This is a genomic window from Shewanella decolorationis (genome assembly GCF_004354305.1).
In the GTDB taxonomy this organism is placed as follows: Bacteria; Pseudomonadota; Gammaproteobacteria; order Enterobacterales; family Shewanellaceae; genus Shewanella; species Shewanella decolorationis.
This window is the reverse complement of the sequence record NZ_CP037898.1, coordinates 2,690,021-2,712,351: the sequence shown is the minus strand read 5'-3', so window position 1 is coordinate 2,712,351 and position 22,331 is coordinate 2,690,021. Positions and strand designations below refer to the sequence as shown.

The window sequence follows — 22,331 nt, the reverse complement described above, 5'->3', positions numbered from 1 at the left end:
GGTTCCCGTTTTATGACTGAAAACGGGATGTGAATGTTGAGTATAAAAACATTCTGTTTAATTAAAAAGTCTTAAACTGCGCCGTGATTGATTTTGTTATCGATAACGGCGCAACATAATTGACTCGGTATTAAGCCTTAGTCGCCGCAATCCAGCGATCGATTTTCTGCTCCATCACCGCCATAGGTAGCGAGCCAGAAGTGAGGATCTGATCATGGAAAGCTTTGAGGTCGAACTTATCACCTAGGGCTTTTTCAGCACGCTCACGTAGGGCAAGGATTTTTAGCTGGCCTACTTTGTAGGAGAGCGCTTGCCCCGGAATCGCCATGTAACGCTCAACTTCGGCAATAATATCCGACTCGGCCATGGGCGAATTATCCTTCATATATTGAATCGCTTGCTCGCGGCTCCAGCCTTTGGCATGTAATCCCGTATCCACCACCAAACGCATTGCACGCAGCATTTCATCTGACAGCTTACCAAAGTATTGATAAGAGTCGCTAAAGAGCCCCATTTCGATACCTAAGTATTCAGCATAGAGCGCCCAGCCCTCTTCGAAGGCTGTATAGCCACTGAAACGTTGGAACTCAGGCACGCCAGTGAGCTCTTGCTTAATGGCGATTTGAAAATGGTGACCAGGCGCGGCCTCATGTAATGATAACGTCGTCATGCCCCATTTCGGCTGCGCTTTCAGGTTATAAGTGTTGATATAAAACACCCCAGGACGACTACCATCCACGGCTGGCGATTCATAGGACGCGCCCGCAGCCGATTGCTCTCTAAAGCTTTCAACCGGTTTAACCACATAGTCGGCCTTTGGCATCACATTAAAATACTGTGGCAATACTTGGTTAATCTTATCTTTTAACACCATATAACCATCGATTAGGCCTTGGCGATCGTTATAGAAGTATTGTGGCTCAGACGATAAGGAGGCGAAAAAGGCTTTTAAATCTCCTTTAAAACCCACCTGCTCACGGACTTTGTCCATCTCAGAAAGAATACGCGCAACCTCATTCAGACCGATTTGATGAATTTCATCCACTGGCATGGTTGTGGTGGTATGTGAATTGGCTAAATGCTGATACCAAGCTTTACCGTTTGGCAGACCAGACCAACCGTCGGTTGCACGTGACTTAGGCAAATAAGTCTGCTTGAAGTAATCGCGCAGCCCCGTTAATGCAGGTACTAAACGCTCATTAATCATCGCCTGATAACTTGCCGTTAGCTCAGCTTTATCTTGATCCGAAAACCCTTCTGGGAAGTGATTAATCGGTGAATAGAAAATGCTTTGGCTAGCATCCGTAGTAAGCATGGCATCAAGCTGTGGAATAATCCGCTCAACTAACACGCGCGGTAACACCACTTTACTGGCAATACCTTCATTCATGCGATTCTCGGCCAATTGGATCCAATCAATAAAGCCGTTAACACGCTGCTCCCAGTTACGATAATCCTGTACTGTGTTAAACGGCTGTGCACTTTCACCGCTACCCAGTTGCACCATAGTGATCACTGTGCTGTAGAACTGGCTGATCGGCATAAAGCGTGATGGGAAAGTTTCGTCTACTAAGGCCATTTCGCGGTCATACACAAACAGCGCATAGCTGAGTTGTAAATCGGCTGGCAATTGCTCAAGGTCAATCGCTCTCACTTGCGTTAAATAACGGGTATTAAGATCATGACGCGCCTTAAGATATTCCTCGGTTAAGTCTCCACCAAACTGCGCGTTGTAATCATTAACACCGACAAAAGTGGCGTAAATCGGTTCTAACTTTAAGTAATCTTTAAAATAGGCATCGACTAAGGCAGCGTATTTAGACTCAGCGGTTTGAGCTTCACTTTGCGCCGGAGCGGCTTGGGTCGTACCTTCCTGTACTGCTGTCGTTGTTTCCGGCTTTGAGCAGCCTTGTAAAGCAAACACTAACGCTATCGTTCCCGCTAATAAACTTAATTTCATCTTATATATTTCTCCTTTTGGGTCCGTGATAGCCAAACTCTTCCTATACTTAGTTCAAAGTCTGCTTACGGGATTCATCTATGATCTACTCTTTTCGTAACTCAGGTTTTAGGGATCCTGAAACAGGGGTCTATAACCAAACCTATTTCATGGAAGTATTCAACCGAGAGTGGCACAGGCACATACGCGAGCAACAAAGCTTGGCGTTATTGTATCTGTGCCCTCACATTCATGAAACCGTCAAACAACCCCATTTACTCGAATTCTTTACTAAACAGGTACAAGAAGCACTGCTACGGGCGACAGATTTGATTGCAAGGTTAGATCACAACCATTTTGCGTTAGGACTTTTCAATATTGATGAGGAAGGTACGGAAGTCGTTTTAAAAAGGATAGCGAAACATATTCAAGAGTTTAACCAAGAATTTGGAAAAAATCATAAGCTGAAGATTGATTATAAACTCGCAGCCTGCATCTGCTTACCGAGCCAAGAACAAAAAATAGAATCATTATTTAATCATGTCTCCAGGTTGTCATTGGAGCTAGAGCGCGATCAAAATCAATCGCAAGCACTGATAAAACTTCAATAAAGAAAAAGCCCCTTACGGGGCTTTTTAGATCTGCATTGCGAATACAGTGAGTTACAGTTCGACGTTGTGCATACGCGCTTTTTCTTTGATATAAGCGATATAGCTGTTTGCACTCTTCTCAGTCTTCTTATCCTTCGCGGCTAATACAGCGCGGTTATAAGCTGACTTGTACTGTTTCAAACTTAAATGGGCTAGCGCCAATTCGAAGTTTGCTTCACCTGGATGCTCAATACCTAAAGAGATGGCTTTTTCAAGCACAGGAATCGCTTCAGAGTATTTCTCATTCAAACTCAGTAAACGACCTTGTTTCAGGTACAGCTTGCCATCGTTATTGATAGCAGCCGCTTTTCCATAAAACTCAGCAGCTTCTTTGAACTCTTTCGCGTTTTGGTAGAAACCAGCCAGAATCTCATAGGATTTAGCATCCTGAGTGATTAGACCTGACTTCATGTTCTTCTCAAATACTTTAGCAGCTTGGTATGGCGCACCTTTCTGTGCCATTAGCTGAGCTAAACGAGTGATGTTAGCTCCTGTATCCAAGAAACCATTACGGTAAGCCAAATCATAAGTCGCGAGCGACTTATCATAGTCTTCTACCATCAGATAAAACTGTGCTAACTGAACCCATAATCTGCCATCATCCGGGAATAACGGCACCATGACTTCTAACACACCAACGGCTTTTTTATACTTCTTCTGGTTGAAGTAAGACGTCAGTTTCATCTGATACAGACCTTTATCAGGAGCTTCGGCGAGAGAAAGACCTTTATCAGCCACTTCAATCACTTTGTCCCACTGTTTCAGTTCTGTGTAAGCAATACCGATACGACGATACATTTGAGAATCAGCCTTACAAGTAAAGTCCATCCACTTGTAATAATAAGGAATCGCTTCCTTAAACTTCTTCTCTTGTAACAATAAGTCGGCATAGAGGCGCAGTGTCGCCGCGTGATCTGTTCCACCTAAAATATCCGCTTCAACGGCTTGTTTCAGGTACTTGATCGCAGTATCCATCTTGCCCTTTTCGGCATAGAAGTTACCGAGCATACGCGCAACATACGCTTTATCGAAATCATTCTTTGGGTTTGCTTCTAACAAAATAGCGATTGCTTCATCAAGCTGACCATTTGTATAAGCTTCAAAGGATTTCTGAACCTTTTTAGCAGCACTTTCGCCTACCGCTTTAGATTGACGCTTATCTACTTCACATTTCTCAGCTGCAACAGCTGATGAAACCGATAATGCACCACCACAAAGAGACAGCAATAACGCAACTGCGATTTTATTTGCATTACGCATTGTTATTTGCCTCCTTTATCTAAAGTGAAGTCTAATTGCACAGTCATGCCAGGTTGTTTAAGTGGCTTGCCATCAACAATCTTTGGCTTATATTTCCACTTTTTCAGTGCACGAATTGCTTCTTTATCAAACAAACGTTTAGGTTCAGCATTGATAATTTCAACATCATCAACACCACCCAACTCGTTAATGGTAAAGCGTAACTGCACCCAACCTTCTTTACCGTCACGTGCCGCAGCAATTGGATATTGAGGCTCAATACGGACGATTGGTGTTGCATCGCCGTCACGCGTCATCATATTACCCAATTTGAAACCACCGGCACTATGACCACCAGCTTCAACACCACCCATATTGAACGACATAGACGTATCAATATTTGATGAAGTGTCTGGTGGCGTAGTATCAGGCTTTTGTGGTTGCTCTGGTGGTGGTGGCGGCTTAGGCACTACCCTTGGTTTATTCTGTGCTTTTGCATCCTGTCTATCCATGGTGATTTCAATTACAGGGGTCTCGGCCGATGTTTCAGCGCGTTGCGCCCCACCACCGACCAAGAACGCCATAAAAGCGAACAGACCAAAAGTCACAGCAGCACCAATAATGATTGATACTAGTGCTCTTAGCATATTAATCGTTCCCCGCAGATACCGAAATCTTATCTATACCAGCCGCTTTGACTTGGTCTAGAACTTTAACAACTAAGCCGTGTTGCGTATCTTTGTCGGCCTGGATCAGCACTGCTGCTTCAGGCGCTTCAGCTAGCATACGCTCAACGTTTGCAGTTACACGCTCGATATCAACCTGACGGTTTTCCATCATGATCACGCCAGTTTTGCTGACGCCGATAAAGATGTTCGCCGAAGGCTTAGAAGTCGCTTGTGAAGCTTTTGGTTTGTTGTAGTCCAAACCAGATGGTTTCACGAATGACGTTGTTACAATGAAGAAGATCAGCATGATAAACACGATGTCGAGCATCGGTGTCATATCAATTTGCGCTTCCTCGTCTACACTGGAATGCTTTTTACGTGCCATGTTCAATCTCTCTCTAGTGGTGCGGCATGCTGTCTTTTAGCTTTTCTAAGCTGATTTTCATTTTGGCATCAAGGCGAGTACTGAAGAATACTCCCGATAATGCTGCAACCATCCCCGCCATAGTGGGCATTGTTGCCATTGAAATACCAGCCGCCATTAAACGAGCATTACTCGTCCCCTGAACTGCCATCACATCGAACACTGAAATCATACCGGTAACAGTACCTAACAAACCTATCATAGGACAAATCGCTACTAAGGTTTTTATGACCAGCATACGTGCATTCAAATCTTGCTTCGCTTGGGACAGCCAAGCTTCACGGATACGGTGTGCATACCAAGAGGTGGTTTCCTCTCTTGCATCCCATGCAGCTATGATTGCTTTATGTTGCTTTGGTGATATCCAATTAAGATACCAGTAACGCTCAAGCATCAATACCCACATTAAGAACAGCACAAACGCTACTAACCAGAGGACGTCGCCTCCGGAGGCCATGAAGCCCCTGACGGAATCCCATATGTCCATCAGGTAGATCATCATTAGTCAGCCCTCTTCTCAGCGTGCGCTGCGATGATACCAGCACTTTGCTCTTCCAGAACTTGCACGATTGACTTGCTACGAGCAACAACAACTGCGTGCATTAACATCAGTGGCAGAGCCGCAACCAGACCTTGAACTGTAGTGATCAGCGCCATAGAAATACCGCCAGCCATCAGTTTTGGATCGCCTGTACCGAATAATTGGATACTTTGGAAGGTTGCAATCATACCCGTTACTGTACCTAACAGACCCATCATAGGTGCAATAGCGGCCAGAACTTTGATGATTGAAATGCGAGACTCTAACGCAGGCGTTTCTTTTAGAATCGCTTCGTCAAGTTTCAGCTCTAATGTTTCAACGTCAACGTCTTTGTTCTCTTGATACACTTTCAGGATACGGCCTAAGGCGTTATTACCTGGCTTATCAATGTTCTTACGTTGGCTGTTCACACGAGCGCCGATGATAGTCATAGTCACTAGACGTTCGATAGAAATCAACAGACCTAATGCTAACAGAGCGATAATGATGTAACCGATAGTACCACCCGCTTCTAAACGATCTTCAAAGCTTGCTTTGTTAGTGAAGATGTTTAACAGCACGCCACGAGCTGGGTCGATATAGAATGGCGCAGTACCAGAAGTAGTTTGTTCCCACTTACCCACTGCACTCACTTGGTAGCCTTCTGGCTGCTGTGATAACTCTTGAATTAAACCTAACTCATGGTTGTAAACAACATACTTGCCATCAGCAGTTAAGTTGTAAGTACCGATACGGTGAATAGTGGTGTTTTTAACGCTACCGTCAATCCCCGTTACAGAACCTTCGAATTTAACAACCTTACCAGATTGTGCCATTTCGAATAATTGTTCTTGCCAGAATTGCTCTAACTCTTCGATTTTTGGTAATTGCTTACGCGCACCTAAATCAGCGATAAATTTATCGCGATTTGGGTATTGTGCACTGACGTTTGAGCTCGCTAATTTACCAGCGAAATCGCCCGCTTCACCTTTAACCACACCGAACATCTCACCCAAGTCACCTTGAGCAGTTTTCAGGTCTTCTTCTAACTGAGCAATTTTACGCTCGTTGTCTAAGAAAGCTTGGTTTAGGTCTTTACCGCGTTGCTTTTCAGCCGCTAAAGCATCTTTTTCACGCTTTAACAGAGCCGCTTTATCGCCACGCTCAGCTTGGAACTCTTGTTCACGTTTGCTGTTAACTTTGCCTTCAGCAGCGCGATCAACTTTAACTTGCTGCAATAATTGATCGATGGTCTTAGGCGCATCAGCAGCGCTTGCCATACCAGCAGTTAAAGAAAAACTTGCAGCTAATACAGCTGTAGTAATTAACTTCTTCATTATTGTGCAGTCTCCGCAGCAGGAATTGGTAACGCGAATAGATCTAGAGCGCCTTGTTTACGGGCAATGCGGATACCTTTAGTCAGTTCACGCAAATAGCTGTCATCTAACTTATCCCAACCCTTAGTTTGTGGGTTATACATCCAGCCAGTCTTCTGATCTAAGCTCTGAGCATAAAGAGCTACGCGACCTAAGTTAAAGAAGTCTACCAATACTTCTTTACCATCTAGGGTCAATTTACCTTGGTTAACTGCAACAGCACTACCGTATTCACGCTCGATGCTGTACGCATCCAGAATCAAACGATATTTTTCAGCTAAAGTCACTTCAGCAGTGTTTAGCAGTGTTTTTAACTCTTTTACGCGGTTAGCACGAATTTCAGAGTTAAATGGCAGATCTAATTGAACGAATTGTTCTAAAGACTCAACCATTTTAAACATTAAAGGCACAACACCTTGACGCAGTTTGTCAACGCCGTTGATGTCATTTTGAATCGAGTCCATTGTTTTTTGTTGATCAGCAACTAAGCTGGCAACGTAATCGTTATAGGACTTTAGTGATTCACGCTCATCAGCAACAGAACCATACTCGAAGAGCATGTCTTGTGCTTGATCAAAATACTTATCAACGTTCTTTTGCGACGCAGCAGCATCAGCATGGATCATACTATCCGCTTTTTGCACGTCGGTAAGAGGATCTGCAACTACTAAGTTGCTGCTCGCTAATGCCAGCACGCCAACAAGTGCAGTAGCGATTTTTGTTCTATTGCTTACCTTGGACATAGTTCCCAACCAATTTGAAGTGAATAAAAAAGTTAACTTAACAGCAACATCACTTTAAGCAAGACTTACTTTAGTAAATGCTTACTGTAAGTTCATCTTTCTCTTGTGATTCTTAGTTTTTTCTTCCCTTTCCTATGCCTTTGCAGGCATAGACCCGCTGGCATCATTTCACAAAATGTTGACCTGTGTCAACATTCGGGACACGTAAAAACGAGTGTAAAGAAGTCTTAGTTATGAATTTTTTTATGGGGGATGTTTTTTTAATCAGAACTGAAAGTTAATGTGCGCGGCAAAGCCAAAACTTTCATGCTTATCCTACAAATTACAGCATTCAAAGAAGTACTAAGGCCTTGGTTGAGTTCAAGTACAACCCCAGATCAATGTTACAGGCTCTATCAGTATGCTTTCAGAGAATCAAGAAGATAGAATGCTTATGGTTCGCATTAACGTATGAAATAGTGCACGCATTAATTTTTAAAGAAACATGCGGGACTGCTTTTTATGGAAACAACTTCCCATTCCTTAGTCATAAGAACGGCTATGAAAAACTGAAGCAGTATGTGGACCAGCTAGATTAGCCCAACTCAAAATAGTTCAGGTTGGGCTAATAACAGTCTATAACACTCCTTTACCAATATTTTTTTCAAAAAATGCTAACATTTCGGTATAAAGTGCTTCTCGATTATCAACTTGATAAAAACCATGTCCTTCTTCTTTTACCATCCATTTGTAAGGTTTACCTATTTTATCAAGTGCTTTTTTTAAATTGTTTGCATGCACAATCGGCACACGCACATCTTTTGAGCCGTGCACGATAAATAAGTCAGCTTTGATTTTATTGACATTTTCAACAGGTGAAATTGATTTAAGATAATCGGTACCTTCGCCAACATGCGTCTTTAAATATCCAGCAATTGATTTGCTGCGACTCGCATCCGAGCCATCGCCATCAAAAAACAGCTGCATGTCATAAACACCCACATAGCCGACACTGCATTTATACAGATCAGGTTCTTTTATCACGCCCCATAAAGCCGCATAACCACCGTAACTGCCACCATAAATACAAATTCGATTTGGGTCTGCAATGCCTTGTTTAATTGCCCAATGAGTAGCATCAGCCACATCATCTTGCATCGCCTTACCCCACTGTAAGCGACCTAGTTTTTCAAAATCTTCACCATAGCCACCTGAGCCACGATAATTGACCTGCAAGGTAGCATAACCACGGTTTGCAAAAAATTGAGCTTCAGGATTGAAACGCCACTCATCATAGACGCCGAAGGGACCACCGTGCACATTGACGATCAACGGCAGGTTTTTATCCTGATTGACAGGAACAGTTAACAGCCCATGGATATCAATTCCATCACGGCTTTTAAACTTTACCAGAGTCATTGGTACTAATGGCTTATTATCCAACTTGGGTAATTTTGAAGCTAAATATCGCGCCTTTTTAGCTTCTTTATCATAAAGATAATATTGTCCTGGATTACGATCGCTTCTGACCCCCAAAATAGCTAACTGACCATTTTTAGAAAATGAAGTAATAGTCACTTGCTCATCTGGAAACGATTTAGTTAGCCCGGCCAATAACAATGCATCTGGATTTTTAGCATCTAAGTAATCATACTCTAGTGGAGCTGACACATAATTTAATGCTAATAATTCATTATCGTGACCATAAAAAGTCGAATTAACATCAGAATCGACATGCCGACTAATCAAAGACACTTTTTTAGTATCAAAATCGTAGGAAAACAAACCAATGGTATCGTCTTTTTCAATATCAAAATTAGATGAGAAATAAGCTTTGCGATTATCGGCAGAAAACCCGATTGGATTAAAATAAGGGTTATCCCTTTTAGTCTCTAAAGTCAACTTTTGCCAATTGCCGTCATCCAAGAAGTGTAAAAAAGTTTCATTATCAAATGAGTCTTCGTTCTCACCTTCAGCATTCTCGACTGCTAATCGGATAATACCAGCGTTATCAGCCATGAGTTTAGATATCACCCCCTTTGGTTGTTGATTCAAAAATTTCTCAGTGGCTTTGTTAATATTTAATTTAAAAGCCCGCATACCATCATCTTCAGCCCAATGATATTTACCGATTAATATGTTATCAGGGTCATCAGGCAGTAAATTTAAAATTGTATAAACAGACATGCCAGACTTAAATATTAAATCGCGTTTTTTTCCATCGATATTAGCAGCGTACAAATCGACTTGATTACCGCGTATACTCATTAAGTTACCTTTAACTTCTGTAACTTCCATCAGCACTCGGTGATCATTAGCCCAGTAGAAACCTACTACATGTTTATTTTCACCAAAGCTAAAACTACTTAAAATTTTGGACTTATCTAAGTCCATTACCGCCAAACGCACTTCGCTCCCCTCTTCATAGGTAAAGGCAATATTTTTACCGTTTGGCGATATTTTCATCAACACTACTTGAGAATGTTCAAAAAAATCCCTTACCGGAAGCTGTTCTACGCAAACAGCTAAGTTTGAAAACAACATGATGACTAACCAAAAAATTCCTTTTTTCATCTCACTTTACCTTTGTAAGCCATATTAAAACTCTAATGTTTATATCAGTTGAATTTATTTACTTCAAGAAGAGTCCCAAATATCTTCCTATCTATTACTACGTTTTCCAAACTATATTTAACCTGATATTTTGAGAGTAATTTCTCTATCTCATGCTGATGGTTAGTTGTCAATGTAGCCTTTATTTGATCCATTAATCGTAATCGATACAAAACTAATTGTCTTAGATAATCCTCTAATAGTGCTGGACTCTGTGGTGTCAGCTCATAAAGTAGCGGCACAATTGATGCTATAAACCGTTGGCACCATTTTGCGGTTGCTTCATCACAAAAATGACCTTGCAACTGTTTGAATTGTTGGAACAGGGCTCGATTCAATTGATTGAATTTTTCGCTAGATTTGATATTTGTCCCTTGTAGAATAAGTACTGCGGCTAACTCAAGTAACATTTTTATATTCACAAAGACATTTGATTCGACCATGAAGAGATCTAACACCCGCAAGCCTATGTATGAATCAGCTACAATAGATGAATCTTGATGGTGCATAATTGCCACAAACTTACCATTGTGTTTTAAAACTCGAATACATTCTGGCAAAGCAAGTTCAATATTGGTATATTCGATTGCAAACTGACTACAAACGAGATCAAAAGAATCATTTGCATAAGGCAAAGCCTCTGCAGGAGTATTACCCTGAAATTTTATTTGCGATATTGCAGCGTTGATAGTCTGGTCTTCATATTTATTTAATATTGGATTGATATCTGCCGCATCTATTGCATGTATACTCCATTGATAATTTAATATTCTACCGTATTGATAACAGAGTACCGCTAATCCACCATTACCCGTACCAATATCCAATAAACTGGCATTATTTGCCAAATGCTTTAACTGTGCTTGCCATAAGAGTTCAAGCTCACCGTAATAGCCTAAAGCACTTTGTCCCTCGGCGAAACTATTTAATGCGGTGGTTTTCCGCCAATATTTGGTCCATTGTTCCATAAAACACCATAGAAAAAGGCGGGTATTAGCCCGCCTTTGTATACCCAGCTAAAATCAAATATTAGAAAGACTGAGTGAAACGAGCGTAAACTACACGACCCCAACCGTTATATAGGTTGTAGTTATACTCACGTCCATCATAGCCAATAAGTTGTGGGTATTTTTCGAAAACGTTTTCTGCACCAACACTTAATTTGCTGTTCCAAGGAGTGCTGTAAGTTACTTGGATATCATGTGTAACCCAAGAACCTATATGTCCTTCTTGCACACCATTAACAACATCTTCATATTGATCGCCAACAAGGTTAATGTTCCATGCAAAATCGAAGTCACTTACAGTGTAAACGTTCGATAAGCTAATACGTTGCTGCGGTAATCCAGGGTCTTTAACTGTATTACGTCCACCATCAATACTGTAATCTAACATATGACTAATTTGTAGGGTTTGGCTTAATGTACCAACATCACCAAAATCAAAATTAGTTCTTAAGTTTAAATCTAAACCCGAAGTTTCTAATGTACCTTCGTTGCCATAGCCAGTATTGATATAGTCAATTACACCGTCAGAATCTCGAATAACACCAAGCCCTGCAGGTATTGGGTCACCAGCTTCTTCTCGGTCAATTAAATTTTGTGAACTAAAAAACGCAATCCTATCTTCAATCTTAATATTGTAGTAGTCAACAGCAAAATTCAGCCAATCAAAAGGTTGATATGCAATACCAGCTGCCATTTGAGTAGAACTTTCAGAACCCAATTCAGAATTTGCTAATCTGTAAGCATCTACTTGAACACCATCTTTTAGGCACTTGTTTAATGTTACAGGGTCTCCGGCAAAGAAATATTTACAAGTTGCTTCATCTACAACAGTATCTGCAGAGAATGCTGTTTTTTGAGTTAATATATCTAACGTTGGTGCACGGAAACCTTTACCATAAGATGCACGTAACACCATGTCATCTATAGGTTCATAGCGTAAAGATACTTTAGGAGAAAAATCAGATCCATAATCTGAATAGTTATCGTAGCGACCTGCAATCGATAGCTCTAAACTTTCAAATACTGGAATTAAGGTTTCAAAATAAGCAGCTTTAACATTACGGTCTCCACCTGCTGAGTTGCCTGCTGAGCCTCCAATAAGCCCTGCCTCTGATTGAGCATCATAAGCATCTGAATAGGTTTCTTTTCGGTATTCGCCCCCGATAAACATCTGAATCATCCCAGCTGGTAACTCGACAATATCAAATGAGCCATTCAAATAAATTTCATCGATATTGAATTCACTGATACGAGCCGTAGTTGCAGCAGAACCTTTAAGAACTAAATCTGGGTTTGAGCTAGGTTTTTGGAGATCATAGCCATAACGACAATTGACTGCATCAAAAGAACCATCCTCACAGTAGCCAGGATTAAAGTCATTTACGAAGCCCCAAGCTGTAGCTTTAGCTAAATACCCATTACCAATTTCATCAGATTTATTTCGAACACGGCGGAAACCAGCTTCTGTTTCAACGACATCACCAATCATACCGTTAACACCGATAAGAAAATCAGTATTTAAATTTGTTACAGTTGTGTCTCGATTTCCTAGAGCAGCAAAGCGATGACGAACAGTTACGTCTCTATTTGCCCCAACTACAGTCGCGTCATAAGCAACTGCATCAGGATTACGAGCATCATAGAACCACGCATCTGGATTGGTTGGGTTGTTATAGCTATCAGCACGAACAGTATCTAAATCAGGTGCTGGAGCATATCGACCAAAAGACTCTGTTTTTGCAACACTCGCATTAGAAAAAACCTTCCAGTCATCGTTAATCTGATGTTCACCTTTGAGGAACAATGATTGGTTATCTGTTGAGGCTTCATTAGCGTTAGTTGCGTTAAAGTTATAATAACATCCTTCACCAGCTAAATTAAAATTATCCTCAGTACAGCCACCAGGAATAGATTTAAATCCAGAATTGACCCAGTTATTACCGTAAGTCGATGCACCGGGCTCTGTCCATGGATAGTCTCTGGCAAATACAATATCACGCTTGTTCCAAGAAACGCCGCCCAATAGCGATGTAGACTCGCCAGAGGAACCGAATAAAACGCTACCAGCGCTTCTATCACCACCGTCTTTCGGAATACTTGGCGTACCCTCAGTGTAACTTAATTGCACACCGTTAAAATCTTTACGAGTGATAACGTTTACTACGCCACCGATAGCATCAGAACCATATATAGCTGAGGCGCCATCTGTTAACACTTCAATACGTTCAACAGCACCTAATGGAATCGAGTTTAAATCTTGGCTTGAACCAGTAGAAGGGGACATGGTCAGACGACGGCCATCTACCAGAACTAATGTACGACTAGAGCCTAAGCCACGTAAATCAAGAGATGCCGTTCCTTGAGCGCTGCTACCTGATTGTGGACGGAAAGAACCTGCAGAGTTAAATGTAGTGTTACGAAGCAAATCAGTAACTGACGTTTGACCTGACATATCAATCGCAGCACGATCGATTACGGTTACAGGAACAGCACCTTCCATATCGGTTCTTTTGATGCGAGAGCCTGTAACTTCAATACGCTCTACTTCTTCCTTTTTAGCAGATTTGTCATCAGCTTCTGCAGCAAGAGTTGCAAAAGTAACAAAACTTGTTGCAGCTACACCACCAATCAATGCGAAACGCACAGACTTGGCTAAAAAGTTATTCTTATGCATTGTCTATCTCCCTGGACATATTATGTCTTTATTATAATCCGCTTATTTAATAAGCAGTTTCAAACAGGAGTACCTCGCAAAACAACGGAGTACTCAACAGAAACAATAAAATCACATATAAAACCTTTAATCAACATAAAATAAACAAATAAAACAAAATGAATAAAAGATACTGTGGGAGACCTGAATGACGGCGGCATAAACAAAAACGCCAGTCATTGCTGACTGGCGTTTTTTGTTAACTTTTAGTTATCTAGTTTCTAGATAAACAGCTGAGGCTTAAAGCGTATAACGGATACCAATGGCGATACCGTCGTCTTCTGACAATGACATTCTGGCTTCTTGCGCTTGGTCTGCGCTGGTAAAATCGCTGAAGTCTTTACGTGCTTCAACATAGAGTACCGTGCTTGGATCCCAAACAAAGTGTAAACCTACGACTACAAACTGACGCTTGAACACATCATTAGGATCGGCGTTAAAGTTTGGTTGAATTACATAATCTTTACCGGCATCCAGAATGTTGTAAGACACAAATGGGCGTAAACCGTTATCAAACTTGTAAGAAACTAAAGTTTCAACACCATAGGCATCTTTGATCAAGCGGCCAATGTTATCGGTATCATGGTTTTCTTCTTTGTGAACGTTGGCCGCAACATATAAGCCATCTTTATCGAAGTCGCCCCAAGTTGCACCCACGCCGTAGATCAAATCAACAGCGGTTTTTTGATCGCCATTGCCATAGGCAATATCAAATTCACCGCGGTTGATACCCGCCATCAAGCTAAGCTTATCTGTCGCTTTGTAAGTTACAGAGCCGCCATAGGTGTAATCATAGGTGACTTGTTGCGCTTCTTTCTTACCAGCGTTCCATTCCACTTCACAGGCTTCTTCTGTGATATTTTCAATATCACAGGTATAGAAACTGCTGTTTTTTAATTGTGTCTGAACCGCAAAACTCACATCGCCTATGCTATTACGGTATTGAACAACCTTATCACCACGACCAACACCGTTTACCGCACCGTCATCTTTGTTGAAGGTGTAAACACCCGCAGCGTTACCATCCCATACGAAACCGTAGTTGGTGTTGTAAACCACGTCATACCAAGCACCCCATTGCTTACCAATAGTGATAGTGCCGTATTCATCATGGCTAATGCCTGCGTAACCTAAACGGTTGTAGAAAAACTCATTTTGCACTGATTCGAAGCGGTTGTTATAGACAATATCGCTGTTGCCGACAGGGTTCACACCCCATTCCAATTTGGCAAAGGCGTTCCAACCGTGTGTTAACTCACGGCTGAAACCAAAATTAATTCGAGAAGCACCATTAACAACCTCAGTTTCACCTTGAGTGTTGATTACGCGCGCATCAATAAAGCCACCGATCTCTACCGCATTTTTATTGTCTTTGTAGATTTCGATTGCTGATACCGTTGGGGCGAGAAAGAGTGCTGCTAGCGCAGTAGCTACTAACGTTTTGTTCATTTGGTGCTTAACCTTTTCGTCTATAGTTTTATCAACGTCATTCCGTTGTTATATTTCCTTACAATTTCCCACCGAGAGTAGCAAACTTTCATCAAACTCTCCAAGCGAAACCGAAGGAATATCTAGATAAACATCACAAAAACGTCGCGCTTAACCTCTACAAAACAGCTTAAATCACTACAAACAACCGCAAATAAAACATAAAAACCACAATGCAAACACTAAATTAACAATAACTGATTCGACGTAATGCTGGTGTAATTTAGTTTCATTATTGAAAAAACAGGCTCTGCAATAGAGCCTATTTGCTTATCTATGTAGTACTGATAATCAATTGTAGACGATCTATGCGAAACAGGTTCAGGACCGTTTACAGTAATTACATAATCAATCTGCGCCCCTCGCTTGCCAAAGGATGACTTTCCTGTTAACTCACAAAGCTGGCGCGCGACTTTCACATGGGGAGAAGACTTAGCCGTGTATTCGTCTAAATTTCGGCGCATACGTTTACTAAACACTAACTCATCATCGCGCTTGCCCGCTTGAAGTTCGCCGATAACATCAGCCAAATAACCACTAATATCCCGTTGGTTAAACATGCGCTCATAGAGTTCAGCCTGCACCTTACGGGCTAAGGGGCTCCAATCGCTACGAACTTGCTCCATTCCCTTAAAAGTGATTTCTAACGCTCCGCTATGGTTACGCCACGCTCCAACATAGCGCTTCTTACTCCCCTCTTCCGAGCCGCGCAGGGTCGGCATAAAAAACTGTTCGTAGTGGCGCTCAAATTGCAGCTCGAGAAAACTTTCTAGCTGAAACTCCTGCGCAATTTTACTTTGCCATTGCTGATTCATTCGCGCGGCAATCTGCTTACCTAAGGCATTAATATCACTGAGATCGGGTTCTGGGCCTAAATAGACGAAGGTGGAGTCCGTATCCCCATAAATGACTTGGTAGCCCATCTCCTCAATCCACGCGCGGGTTTGTTTCATAATTTGATGACCGCGCATGGTGATGGAGCTTGCCAGTTTCGCATCGTGGAACACACAGCCTTGGGAGCCTAAAACCCCATAGAGCGAATTCATAATGATTTTAATCGCTTGCGATAAAGGTGCATTCGCCTCCCGCTTAGCTTTTTCACGTTGCTCTGATAGATTTTGGATGAGTTTGGGCAGAATAGGTTGATGCCGATTAAAACGCGCGCCCAAAAAACCCGGAACAGTTTCAGGCTCAGTTAATGCAGATCCATCCTCATTATCTAAACCTTCAATTAACCCTTTTGGATCAATTAAAAAAGTTCGGATAATCGATGGATAAAGGCTTTTAAAGTCAAACACTAAAATATGCTGATAAAAACCAGGGACAGAATCCATTACATAACCGCCAGGGCTTTCAATCCCTTGACTGGCAGGCTCAGCAGGCGCGATGAAACCCGCTCTATGTAAATGCGGTAGATACAAGTGGTTGAATGCAGCGACCGAGGCGCCTACGCGCCCAAGTTCTAACCCCGTTAACTCGGCGCGAGCGAGGGCAAAATCCCACAATTGAGTATGTTCAAAAATATCCCACACTAAGCGACTATCGGTCAGATTATAGTGAGCAAGCCCTTGTTTGTTTTCGGCAAATAGCGCATCAATCTCTTGGGCTCGATTTTCCACATCATGAATCGCTTTGCCTTCTCCCAGTAAAGCTCGAGCGACAAATTCCAAAGAGTAACGCTCGAATTGATAAAAGGCTGCCTTTAACCAATCGATACCATCGAGCACCACTCGCCCAGGCAAACTTAAGGTTTCTGGCCGAAATTTATTCTCCACCTTCCACTCAAGGAGCGCGCCACCTCGACCGATACGCAGCGGGATCCGGTGCAGTAACGCACGCCGATATAACAAGGCCAAATCAAAGGTCACCACCGACCAACCAATGATCACATCGGGATCAAACTCAGTAAACCAAGCGATGAGACGATGGATAAGCGCTGCCTCATCGTTCACCCATTCGATATAGATTGCAGCATCTGGCAGCGCCTCGCCCACCATAATGACTTTTTCATAGGGCTGAGATTGCACATCGCGTCCATAAAGGGCCACGGAATAGAGTAAACCGTCAAAACTGCATTCAAAATCGAGGGAGATTGAGCGCAGTTTAATTGTTGGCTGCGGCGCAACCGCTTTGGCCCGTATGGCGCTAAAAACAGGTAACTGTCCATCTATGCCTACTTTGCCGACAAAATGCCCTAAAAATGCCACATCGAGCGCCACAAAACGCTCGATTAAAAAACGCTGCTCGGGACGGATATCCGCCTCAAATAAGGGAATCCCCGCATCCGTCGCTATCCGCTGCAAGTGACGAAACACACTACTCGATGGAGCATATATTGCCGCCACGGATTGTCTTTTAAAGCTTTTAAGCGTAAGCGGTACAAAGCGCAGCGCCAGCCCCGGCGTTTGTAACTGCAATGCCGCCATATCGCTTTGATGACAAAAACAAATGTACTCAGAGTCAGGTAACTCCACCAGTACAGGGCCTGAAACGGTGGCGAGATAATACTGCAGCACAAGCGTTGCACCGCGCGTAATAGCATGGCGTGTGAGGACGCGTCCCTGTACACTCACAGGCGCAGCCGTATCATGTGCAAGACTCTCGGGGGGATTCAACTGCGGTTTCACTCTAAGGCTCTCGCTGTTTATTGATTCTCGGGACACAGAATAAAATTGCCATAAAATGGCAGAAAAGTTTCTTAGGCTATGCAATCACTGTTATTATGTACAGCATTAATTCGATAAAGTAGTGCCGCATGTTACCTGACAACGTAAAAAACCAGATCCGCGCTATCTATAAAGATATTGCCGCCTCTTTGCCTAATTTTAGGCCACGCCGCGAGCAAAATTTTATGGTGGCAGAAATCTCTAAGACCCTAGCTGGCGACTATGACAAAGATAGACGCATCATAGTGGTCGAAGCGGGTACGGGGATTGGTAAATCATTGTCTTATATTTTGGGCACGATCCCGCTTGCACTCGCGAGTAAGAAAAAGGTCTGTATCGCTACGGCAACCGTGGCGCTGCAGGAGCAGTTACTGCACAAAGACTTACCGTTTTTTCTCGAACAATCAGGACTAAACTTTCGCTTCGGTCTGGTCAAAGGGCGCCAGCGTTATGTCTGTTTATCCAAGCTTGCCATGCTGATCGGCGATGATAACAGTACCCAAATGGCCATGTGGCAAACAAAGCCGGATAACAGCCAAATTGCCATGCTGCAGGAGCTACTCAGCGACTTTAATGAAGGCCGCTGGAACGGTGAAATCGATACGCTATCGACACCGATACCAGACCATCTCTGGCAGCAAATCGCCTGCGATAAACATAGTTGTCATCGGCAACTCGCCAGTCATCGAAATTGCCCGTTTCACAAGGCCCGCGAGGACGTGGATACCTGGGATGTACTGATCGCCAACCACAGTTTGCTGTTTGCAGACTTAGAGCTCGGTGGTGGGGTGATTTTACCCGATCCCGAAGACGTATTTTACGTCATTGACGAAGCCCATCACTTACCTATCGTTGCCCGGGACTTTTCTAGCGCACAGGCAACACTTAGAGGCGCTGCCGACTGGCTCGAAAAAGTCGGTAAGACCAGCGCCAAGTTACAAAATCAGATAAAGAGTAACAATATTATCGCCCCAGCACAGGCGATGCAGGATCATATCGGTGACTTAATCGCTCAGCTCAATCAAGTCGCCCACTTTTGTGACACTCAAACCAAACAGTTTGCCAATCCCGAGAGCCGCTATCGGTTCGAACACGGTAAATTGCCCGATGCACTAAAAATCCCAGCCGAAAATCTCGCGGCCACCTCTAATCTTGCCCTCAAGCAATTTAACAAGATGCAATTATTGCTGGCCGAGGCGATAAAAGATGGCGATATTCCTAAGCATCAAGCAGAAGCGCTACAGGCCGAAATGGGCTTTATGTTGCAGCGACTCGAAAACCTGCAAAAGCTCTGGAAAATGATGGCCAAGGAAGATTCCACTAAAGGCGCGCCCCTCGCCCGCTGGATTGAATTACTCACGGGCAAACAGGTCGATTACCTGTTTAGCGCCTCGCCGATTGAAGTTGGGTTTATGCTCGAGTCTATGCTGTGGCAAAAGGCGGCTGGCGTCGTATTATGCAGCGCAACGCTGCGGGCGCTGAATAACTTCGACCATTTCGCCCATCAGGTGGGATTATCGGTAAAGGACGGCAGTCGTTATCTCGCCCTGCAATCCCCCTTCGATTATCCGAATAACGCCACGCTCTACTTACCTAAGATGAAAACCGAGCCGACGGATGATGCCTATACCGCTGAGCTTGCCGAACACATTTTGGAACTGATTGAAGGCGAAATGGCCACCTTAGTGTTGTTTGCTTCTTACTGGCAAATGGAGAAAGTGGCTGAGCTGCTCGAGGGCAAGCTCACGCAGGAAATTCTTATTCAAGGTAATGCACCGCGCCAGCAATTACTTGAGACCCACAAAGCCAAGTGCGACAAAGGTGAGCCGAGTATCTTGTTCGGTACCGGCAGTTTTTCTGAAGGCCTAGACTTACCTGGGGATTACCTCACCAACCTCATTGTCACTAAACTGCCCTTTGCCGTGCCAACCTCACCCGTCGAGCAAGCCCATGCCGAGTATGTGAAAATAAAGGGCGGAAATCCGTTTCTACAACTTACCATTCCAGATGCATCGCGAAAGCTTATCCAAAGTTGTGGTAGATTACTGCGTAAAGAGCAGGATTATGGCCGAGTCACTATCCTCGATAGACGATTAGTGACCAAACGTTACGGCAAATCCTTGCTAGACGCACTGCCCCCCTTTAGACGAGTCATTGAGTAGGATTAAGATTTGGAGTTATTACTCGAGCCCAGTAATTGGGCCCTGTTGGCTGTCATTGGCTTAATTGCAGGTTTTATCGATGCCGTGGTCGGTGGTGGAGGCCTGCTCTCTATTCCAGCCCTGCTCACCCTCGGGATCCCACCCCACACCGCCTTAGGTACCAATAAATTTGCCGCCAGTTTTGGCTCGTCCATGGCGGCTTGGACCTATTATCGCCAACATCTGCTCAGACCCAATTTTTGGTATATGGCGTTTATCGCCACCTTTATTGGCGCGGTACTCGGCAGTGTGTTGGTGTACCTGTTAAATGCTCAGTGGCTCGAAAAAGCCTTGCCGCTGCTCATTATTGGCATCGCGATTTACAGCTTGCTGAGCCCAAATGCTATCTCGGATACCGATTGTCAGGCACCAACAAAAGCCCAACCTAAACTAAAACAAAGCCTACAGGGTTTATTATTAGGCATATACGATGGTTTTGCAGGCCCCGGCATTGGTGCCTTTTGGACCGTGAGTTCAGGTTCATTATATAAATTGCCTCTTTTACACAGTTGTGCACTCGCGAGAGCGATGACCTTTACTAGCAACTTGACGGCGCTGGCGATTTTTGGCTTTCTAGGGCAAGTCCATTGGCAAATCGGTCTGTGGATGGGGTTATCTATGATGCTCGGCTCCTTTATCGGTGCCCGCTGCGCGATAAAATTTGGCATGCCTTTTATTCGGCCGTTGTTTATATTAATTGTCCTGTCAATTGCCGCTAATCTGGCGTGGAGCGCATGGTTTTGAACACTTCGCAGCTAATCAGCACGTTGAAAAATCAGCTAACAACCCTTGAGCAAGAAGTGCTGCAACACGACAGTCATCTTGCGCCGAGCCAGCGCAAACTCCTGCAAGATATTGAGCGCTTTAATCAATCGCTGTTTATTCAAAATGGCGCTCAGCTGATGCCTTGTATTGAACAAATACGTAATAGTATCGGTCAGTTAGAGAAGCAGATCGCCCTGAAATTGGCGCCGCAAACCATCGCCTTAAGTTGTGAACGTATTCAAGATCGTTTTACCGCAGTTAAACGGGCGTTACTGACGACATCAATCGATATAAAGTCTAAAAATCAACAACGTGCCAGTAAACGCGCACGCTTTGCCCAACAGCAGAATCAGTCGCACCAAGCCAGCGGGTTTGCTTGGATTGCCAGCAATGTGTTACAAAATAGCCACGAAATCTATGCCGAATTGAACAAGCATCTGAATTGGGCGAAGAAATTTGAACAAAAAATTGCAGAAATGGAGTCAAAACTTGAAAACTGTCATAGTGCTGACAAAATCCGTTTGCAAAATGACATCCTTTTGATGCATCGTCGTTTGGGTAAATGCAGGCAAGCCATCAGTTATATTGAAGATCGCATTCAAGCATTCGAACGTCCGCATCAGAGCCATAATCGTTAAGGAGCAACAATGAAATCACTTTTGCCAATCAGCAGCCTGCTAGTGTTACTCGGCTCTGCCTCAGCCTTTGCCGCAGATCTGAATATCCCTATGTCCTTCGAATACCTTGCCCTCGATGGCAAAAAAGTCGAGTCCAGCGTATTCAACCACAAAAGCAGCTTAGAGTTGGCACCCGGCACTCACAAAATCGCCATCCGTTACCATGAGATGGTTGAAGACGATTTCAGTGACAGCCAAACCTTCGTTAAGTCATCGCCTTTTATCGTGACCTTAGAAGTGGACGGCGATCATCAATATTATTTGCAAGCCGCAGAGGGCAAGGTCGTTAAAAAGCCTAAAACCTTCGCTCAAAATCCTCAAGTTGTGTTAACCCGCGCAGATAAAGGTCAGGTAAATTATCAAGTGACAAACACCAATATTGAAGAAGAGAGCTTTGTCTCCCGTCTCTTTAGCGGTAATCAAGCGGTAGACGTCTCAGGAACTGCAGCTGCAGCAACGGGCGCTGCAGGTACAGCAGCAGTGGTTGCCACGCCAGCTCCTACTTCGGCGCAGGCAGCCGTTAACGCTACCTCATTAACCGCTCCAGTTGATACATCGAAAGCAGCTGGTGCGAATCCACAGCAAATGTTGCAATACTGGTGGTTGCAGGCCGATGAGAAAACACGTAAAGAATTTATGAGCTGGGCGATTTCTCAACTCTAA

General features: G+C 43.5%; 17 protein-coding genes. 5 read left to right on the top strand and 12 right to left on the bottom strand.

Translation table 11 applies throughout. From position 1 onward, the window contains the following. Positions 1–130 precede the first annotated feature (130 nt). Positions 131–1,960: a DUF885 domain-containing protein gene (locus EYR25_RS12330; protein WP_133180399.1), complete on the bottom strand. Its 1,830-nt coding sequence runs from the start codon at positions 1,958–1,960 to the stop codon at positions 131–133. Between the two features lie 80 nt (positions 1,961–2,040). Between EYR25_RS12330 and EYR25_RS12325 the strand changes: the two genes are divergently transcribed. Continuing rightward, the gene (locus tag EYR25_RS12325; RefSeq protein ID WP_023265315.1) at positions 2,041–2,550 is read left to right on the top strand and encodes a diguanylate cyclase domain-containing protein; all 510 of its coding nucleotides are present in this window, start codon (positions 2,041–2,043) and stop codon (positions 2,548–2,550) included. 51 nt (positions 2,551–2,601) lie between these two features. Here EYR25_RS12325 and EYR25_RS12320 read toward each other — a convergent pair whose 3' ends face one another. From EYR25_RS12320 to EYR25_RS12270, 11 genes are all read right to left on the bottom strand, one after another. Continuing rightward, positions 2,602–3,849, bottom strand: a complete 1,248-nt coding sequence (locus tag EYR25_RS12320; RefSeq protein WP_023265314.1) for a tetratricopeptide repeat protein — start codon at positions 3,847–3,849, stop codon at positions 2,602–2,604. Between the two features lie 2 nt (positions 3,850–3,851). Continuing rightward, positions 3,852–4,475: an energy transducer TonB gene (locus EYR25_RS12315; protein WP_023265313.1), complete on the bottom strand. Its 624-nt coding sequence runs from the start codon at positions 4,473–4,475 to the stop codon at positions 3,852–3,854. 1 nt (position 4,476) lies between these two features. Next, entirely contained in the window at positions 4,477–4,881 is a 405-nt protein-coding gene (locus tag EYR25_RS12310) for an ExbD/TolR family protein (RefSeq protein ID WP_011623215.1), read from the bottom strand. Between the two features lie 13 nt (positions 4,882–4,894). After that, positions 4,895–5,422, bottom strand: coding sequence for a MotA/TolQ/ExbB proton channel family protein (locus EYR25_RS12305; protein WP_011623216.1), 528 nt, complete (start codon positions 5,420–5,422; stop codon positions 4,895–4,897). Continuing rightward, positions 5,422–6,777, bottom strand: coding sequence for a MotA/TolQ/ExbB proton channel family protein (locus EYR25_RS12300; protein ID WP_023265312.1), 1,356 nt, complete (start codon positions 6,775–6,777; stop codon positions 5,422–5,424). Before EYR25_RS12300 ends, EYR25_RS12305 begins: the two co-directional genes overlap by 1 nt. Continuing rightward, a complete protein-coding gene (locus EYR25_RS12295) occupies positions 6,777–7,559 on the bottom strand; it encodes a DUF3450 domain-containing protein (protein ID WP_023265311.1) in 783 nt (260 codons plus the stop codon). The genes EYR25_RS12300 and EYR25_RS12295 overlap by 1 nt, the downstream gene beginning before the upstream one ends. Before the next feature lie 615 nt (positions 7,560–8,174). Beyond that, positions 8,175–10,112 (bottom strand): S9 family peptidase, encoded by a 1,938-nt coding sequence (locus EYR25_RS12290; RefSeq protein ID WP_133180397.1) that lies wholly within the window; start codon positions 10,110–10,112, stop codon positions 8,175–8,177. 44 nt (positions 10,113–10,156) lie between these two features. Next, entirely contained in the window at positions 10,157–11,119 is a 963-nt protein-coding gene (locus EYR25_RS12285; RefSeq protein WP_133180395.1) for a class I SAM-dependent methyltransferase, read from the bottom strand. Between the two features lie 61 nt (positions 11,120–11,180). Further along, entirely contained in the window at positions 11,181–13,832 is a 2,652-nt protein-coding gene (locus tag EYR25_RS12280; RefSeq protein ID WP_133180393.1) for a TonB-dependent receptor plug domain-containing protein, read from the bottom strand. Between the two features lie 279 nt (positions 13,833–14,111). Continuing rightward, a complete protein-coding gene (locus EYR25_RS12275) occupies positions 14,112–15,320 on the bottom strand; it encodes a porin (protein WP_023265306.1) in 1,209 nt (402 codons plus the stop codon). 221 nt (positions 15,321–15,541) lie between these two features. Further along, entirely contained in the window at positions 15,542–17,974 is a 2,433-nt protein-coding gene (locus EYR25_RS12270) for a DNA polymerase II (RefSeq protein WP_133182847.1), read from the bottom strand. Between the two features lie 140 nt (positions 17,975–18,114). Here EYR25_RS12270 and dinG point away from each other — a divergent pair, with 140 nt between their 5' ends. The 4 genes from dinG to EYR25_RS12250 are packed head-to-tail and all read left to right on the top strand — an operon-like array spanning position 18,115 to position 22,331. After that, positions 18,115–20,187 carry an ATP-dependent DNA helicase DinG gene (gene dinG / locus EYR25_RS12265; RefSeq protein ID WP_023265304.1) on the top strand — a complete coding sequence of 691 codons (2,073 nt, stop codon included), beginning with the start codon at positions 18,115–18,117 and terminating at the stop codon, positions 20,185–20,187. Between the two features lie 9 nt (positions 20,188–20,196). Then, complete coding sequence (locus tag EYR25_RS12260; RefSeq protein WP_133180391.1) at positions 20,197–20,970, top strand: sulfite exporter TauE/SafE family protein; 774 nt, start codon at positions 20,197–20,199, stop codon at positions 20,968–20,970. After that, positions 20,961–21,629: a primosomal replication protein gene (locus EYR25_RS12255; protein ID WP_207953653.1), complete on the top strand. Its 669-nt coding sequence runs from the start codon at positions 20,961–20,963 to the stop codon at positions 21,627–21,629. The genes EYR25_RS12260 and EYR25_RS12255 overlap by 10 nt, the downstream gene beginning before the upstream one ends. Positions 21,630–21,638: 9 nt before the next feature. Beyond that, positions 21,639–22,331: a DUF2057 domain-containing protein gene (locus EYR25_RS12250; RefSeq protein WP_023265301.1), complete on the top strand. Its 693-nt coding sequence runs from the start codon at positions 21,639–21,641 to the stop codon at positions 22,329–22,331.

Coding starts and splice junctions, on each gene's coding strand:
- EYR25_RS12330 (WP_133180399.1), bottom strand. CDS start 1,960: ATGAAATTAAGTTTATTAGCGGGAACGATAGCGTTAGTGTTTGCTTTA.
- EYR25_RS12280 (WP_133180393.1), bottom strand. CDS start 13,832: ATGCATAAGAATAACTTTTTAGCCAAGTCTGTGCGTTTCGCATTGATT.
- EYR25_RS12295 (WP_023265311.1), bottom strand. CDS start 7,559: ATGTCCAAGGTAAGCAATAGAACAAAAATCGCTACTGCACTTGTTGGC.
- EYR25_RS12255 (WP_207953653.1), top strand. CDS start 20,961: ATGGTTTTGAACACTTCGCAGCTAATCAGCACGTTGAAAAATCAGCTA.
- EYR25_RS12285 (WP_133180395.1), bottom strand. CDS start 11,119: ATGGAACAATGGACCAAATATTGGCGGAAAACCACCGCATTAAATAGT.
- EYR25_RS12325 (WP_023265315.1), top strand. CDS start 2,041: ATGATCTACTCTTTTCGTAACTCAGGTTTTAGGGATCCTGAAACAGGG.
- EYR25_RS12320 (WP_023265314.1), bottom strand. CDS start 3,849: ATGCGTAATGCAAATAAAATCGCAGTTGCGTTATTGCTGTCTCTTTGT.
- EYR25_RS12310 (WP_011623215.1), bottom strand. CDS start 4,881: ATGGCACGTAAAAAGCATTCCAGTGTAGACGAGGAAGCGCAAATTGAT.
- EYR25_RS12300 (WP_023265312.1), bottom strand. CDS start 6,777: ATGAAGAAGTTAATTACTACAGCTGTATTAGCTGCAAGTTTTTCTTTA.
- EYR25_RS12315 (WP_023265313.1), bottom strand. CDS start 4,475: ATGCTAAGAGCACTAGTATCAATCATTATTGGTGCTGCTGTGACTTTT.
- EYR25_RS12250 (WP_023265301.1), top strand. CDS start 21,639: ATGAAATCACTTTTGCCAATCAGCAGCCTGCTAGTGTTACTCGGCTCT.
- EYR25_RS12275 (WP_023265306.1), bottom strand. CDS start 15,320: ATGAACAAAACGTTAGTAGCTACTGCGCTAGCAGCACTCTTTCTCGCC.
- EYR25_RS12290 (WP_133180397.1), bottom strand. CDS start 10,112: ATGAAAAAAGGAATTTTTTGGTTAGTCATCATGTTGTTTTCAAACTTA.
- EYR25_RS12305 (WP_011623216.1), bottom strand. CDS start 5,422: ATGATGATCTACCTGATGGACATATGGGATTCCGTCAGGGGCTTCATG.
- dinG (WP_023265304.1), top strand. CDS start 18,115: ATGTTACCTGACAACGTAAAAAACCAGATCCGCGCTATCTATAAAGAT.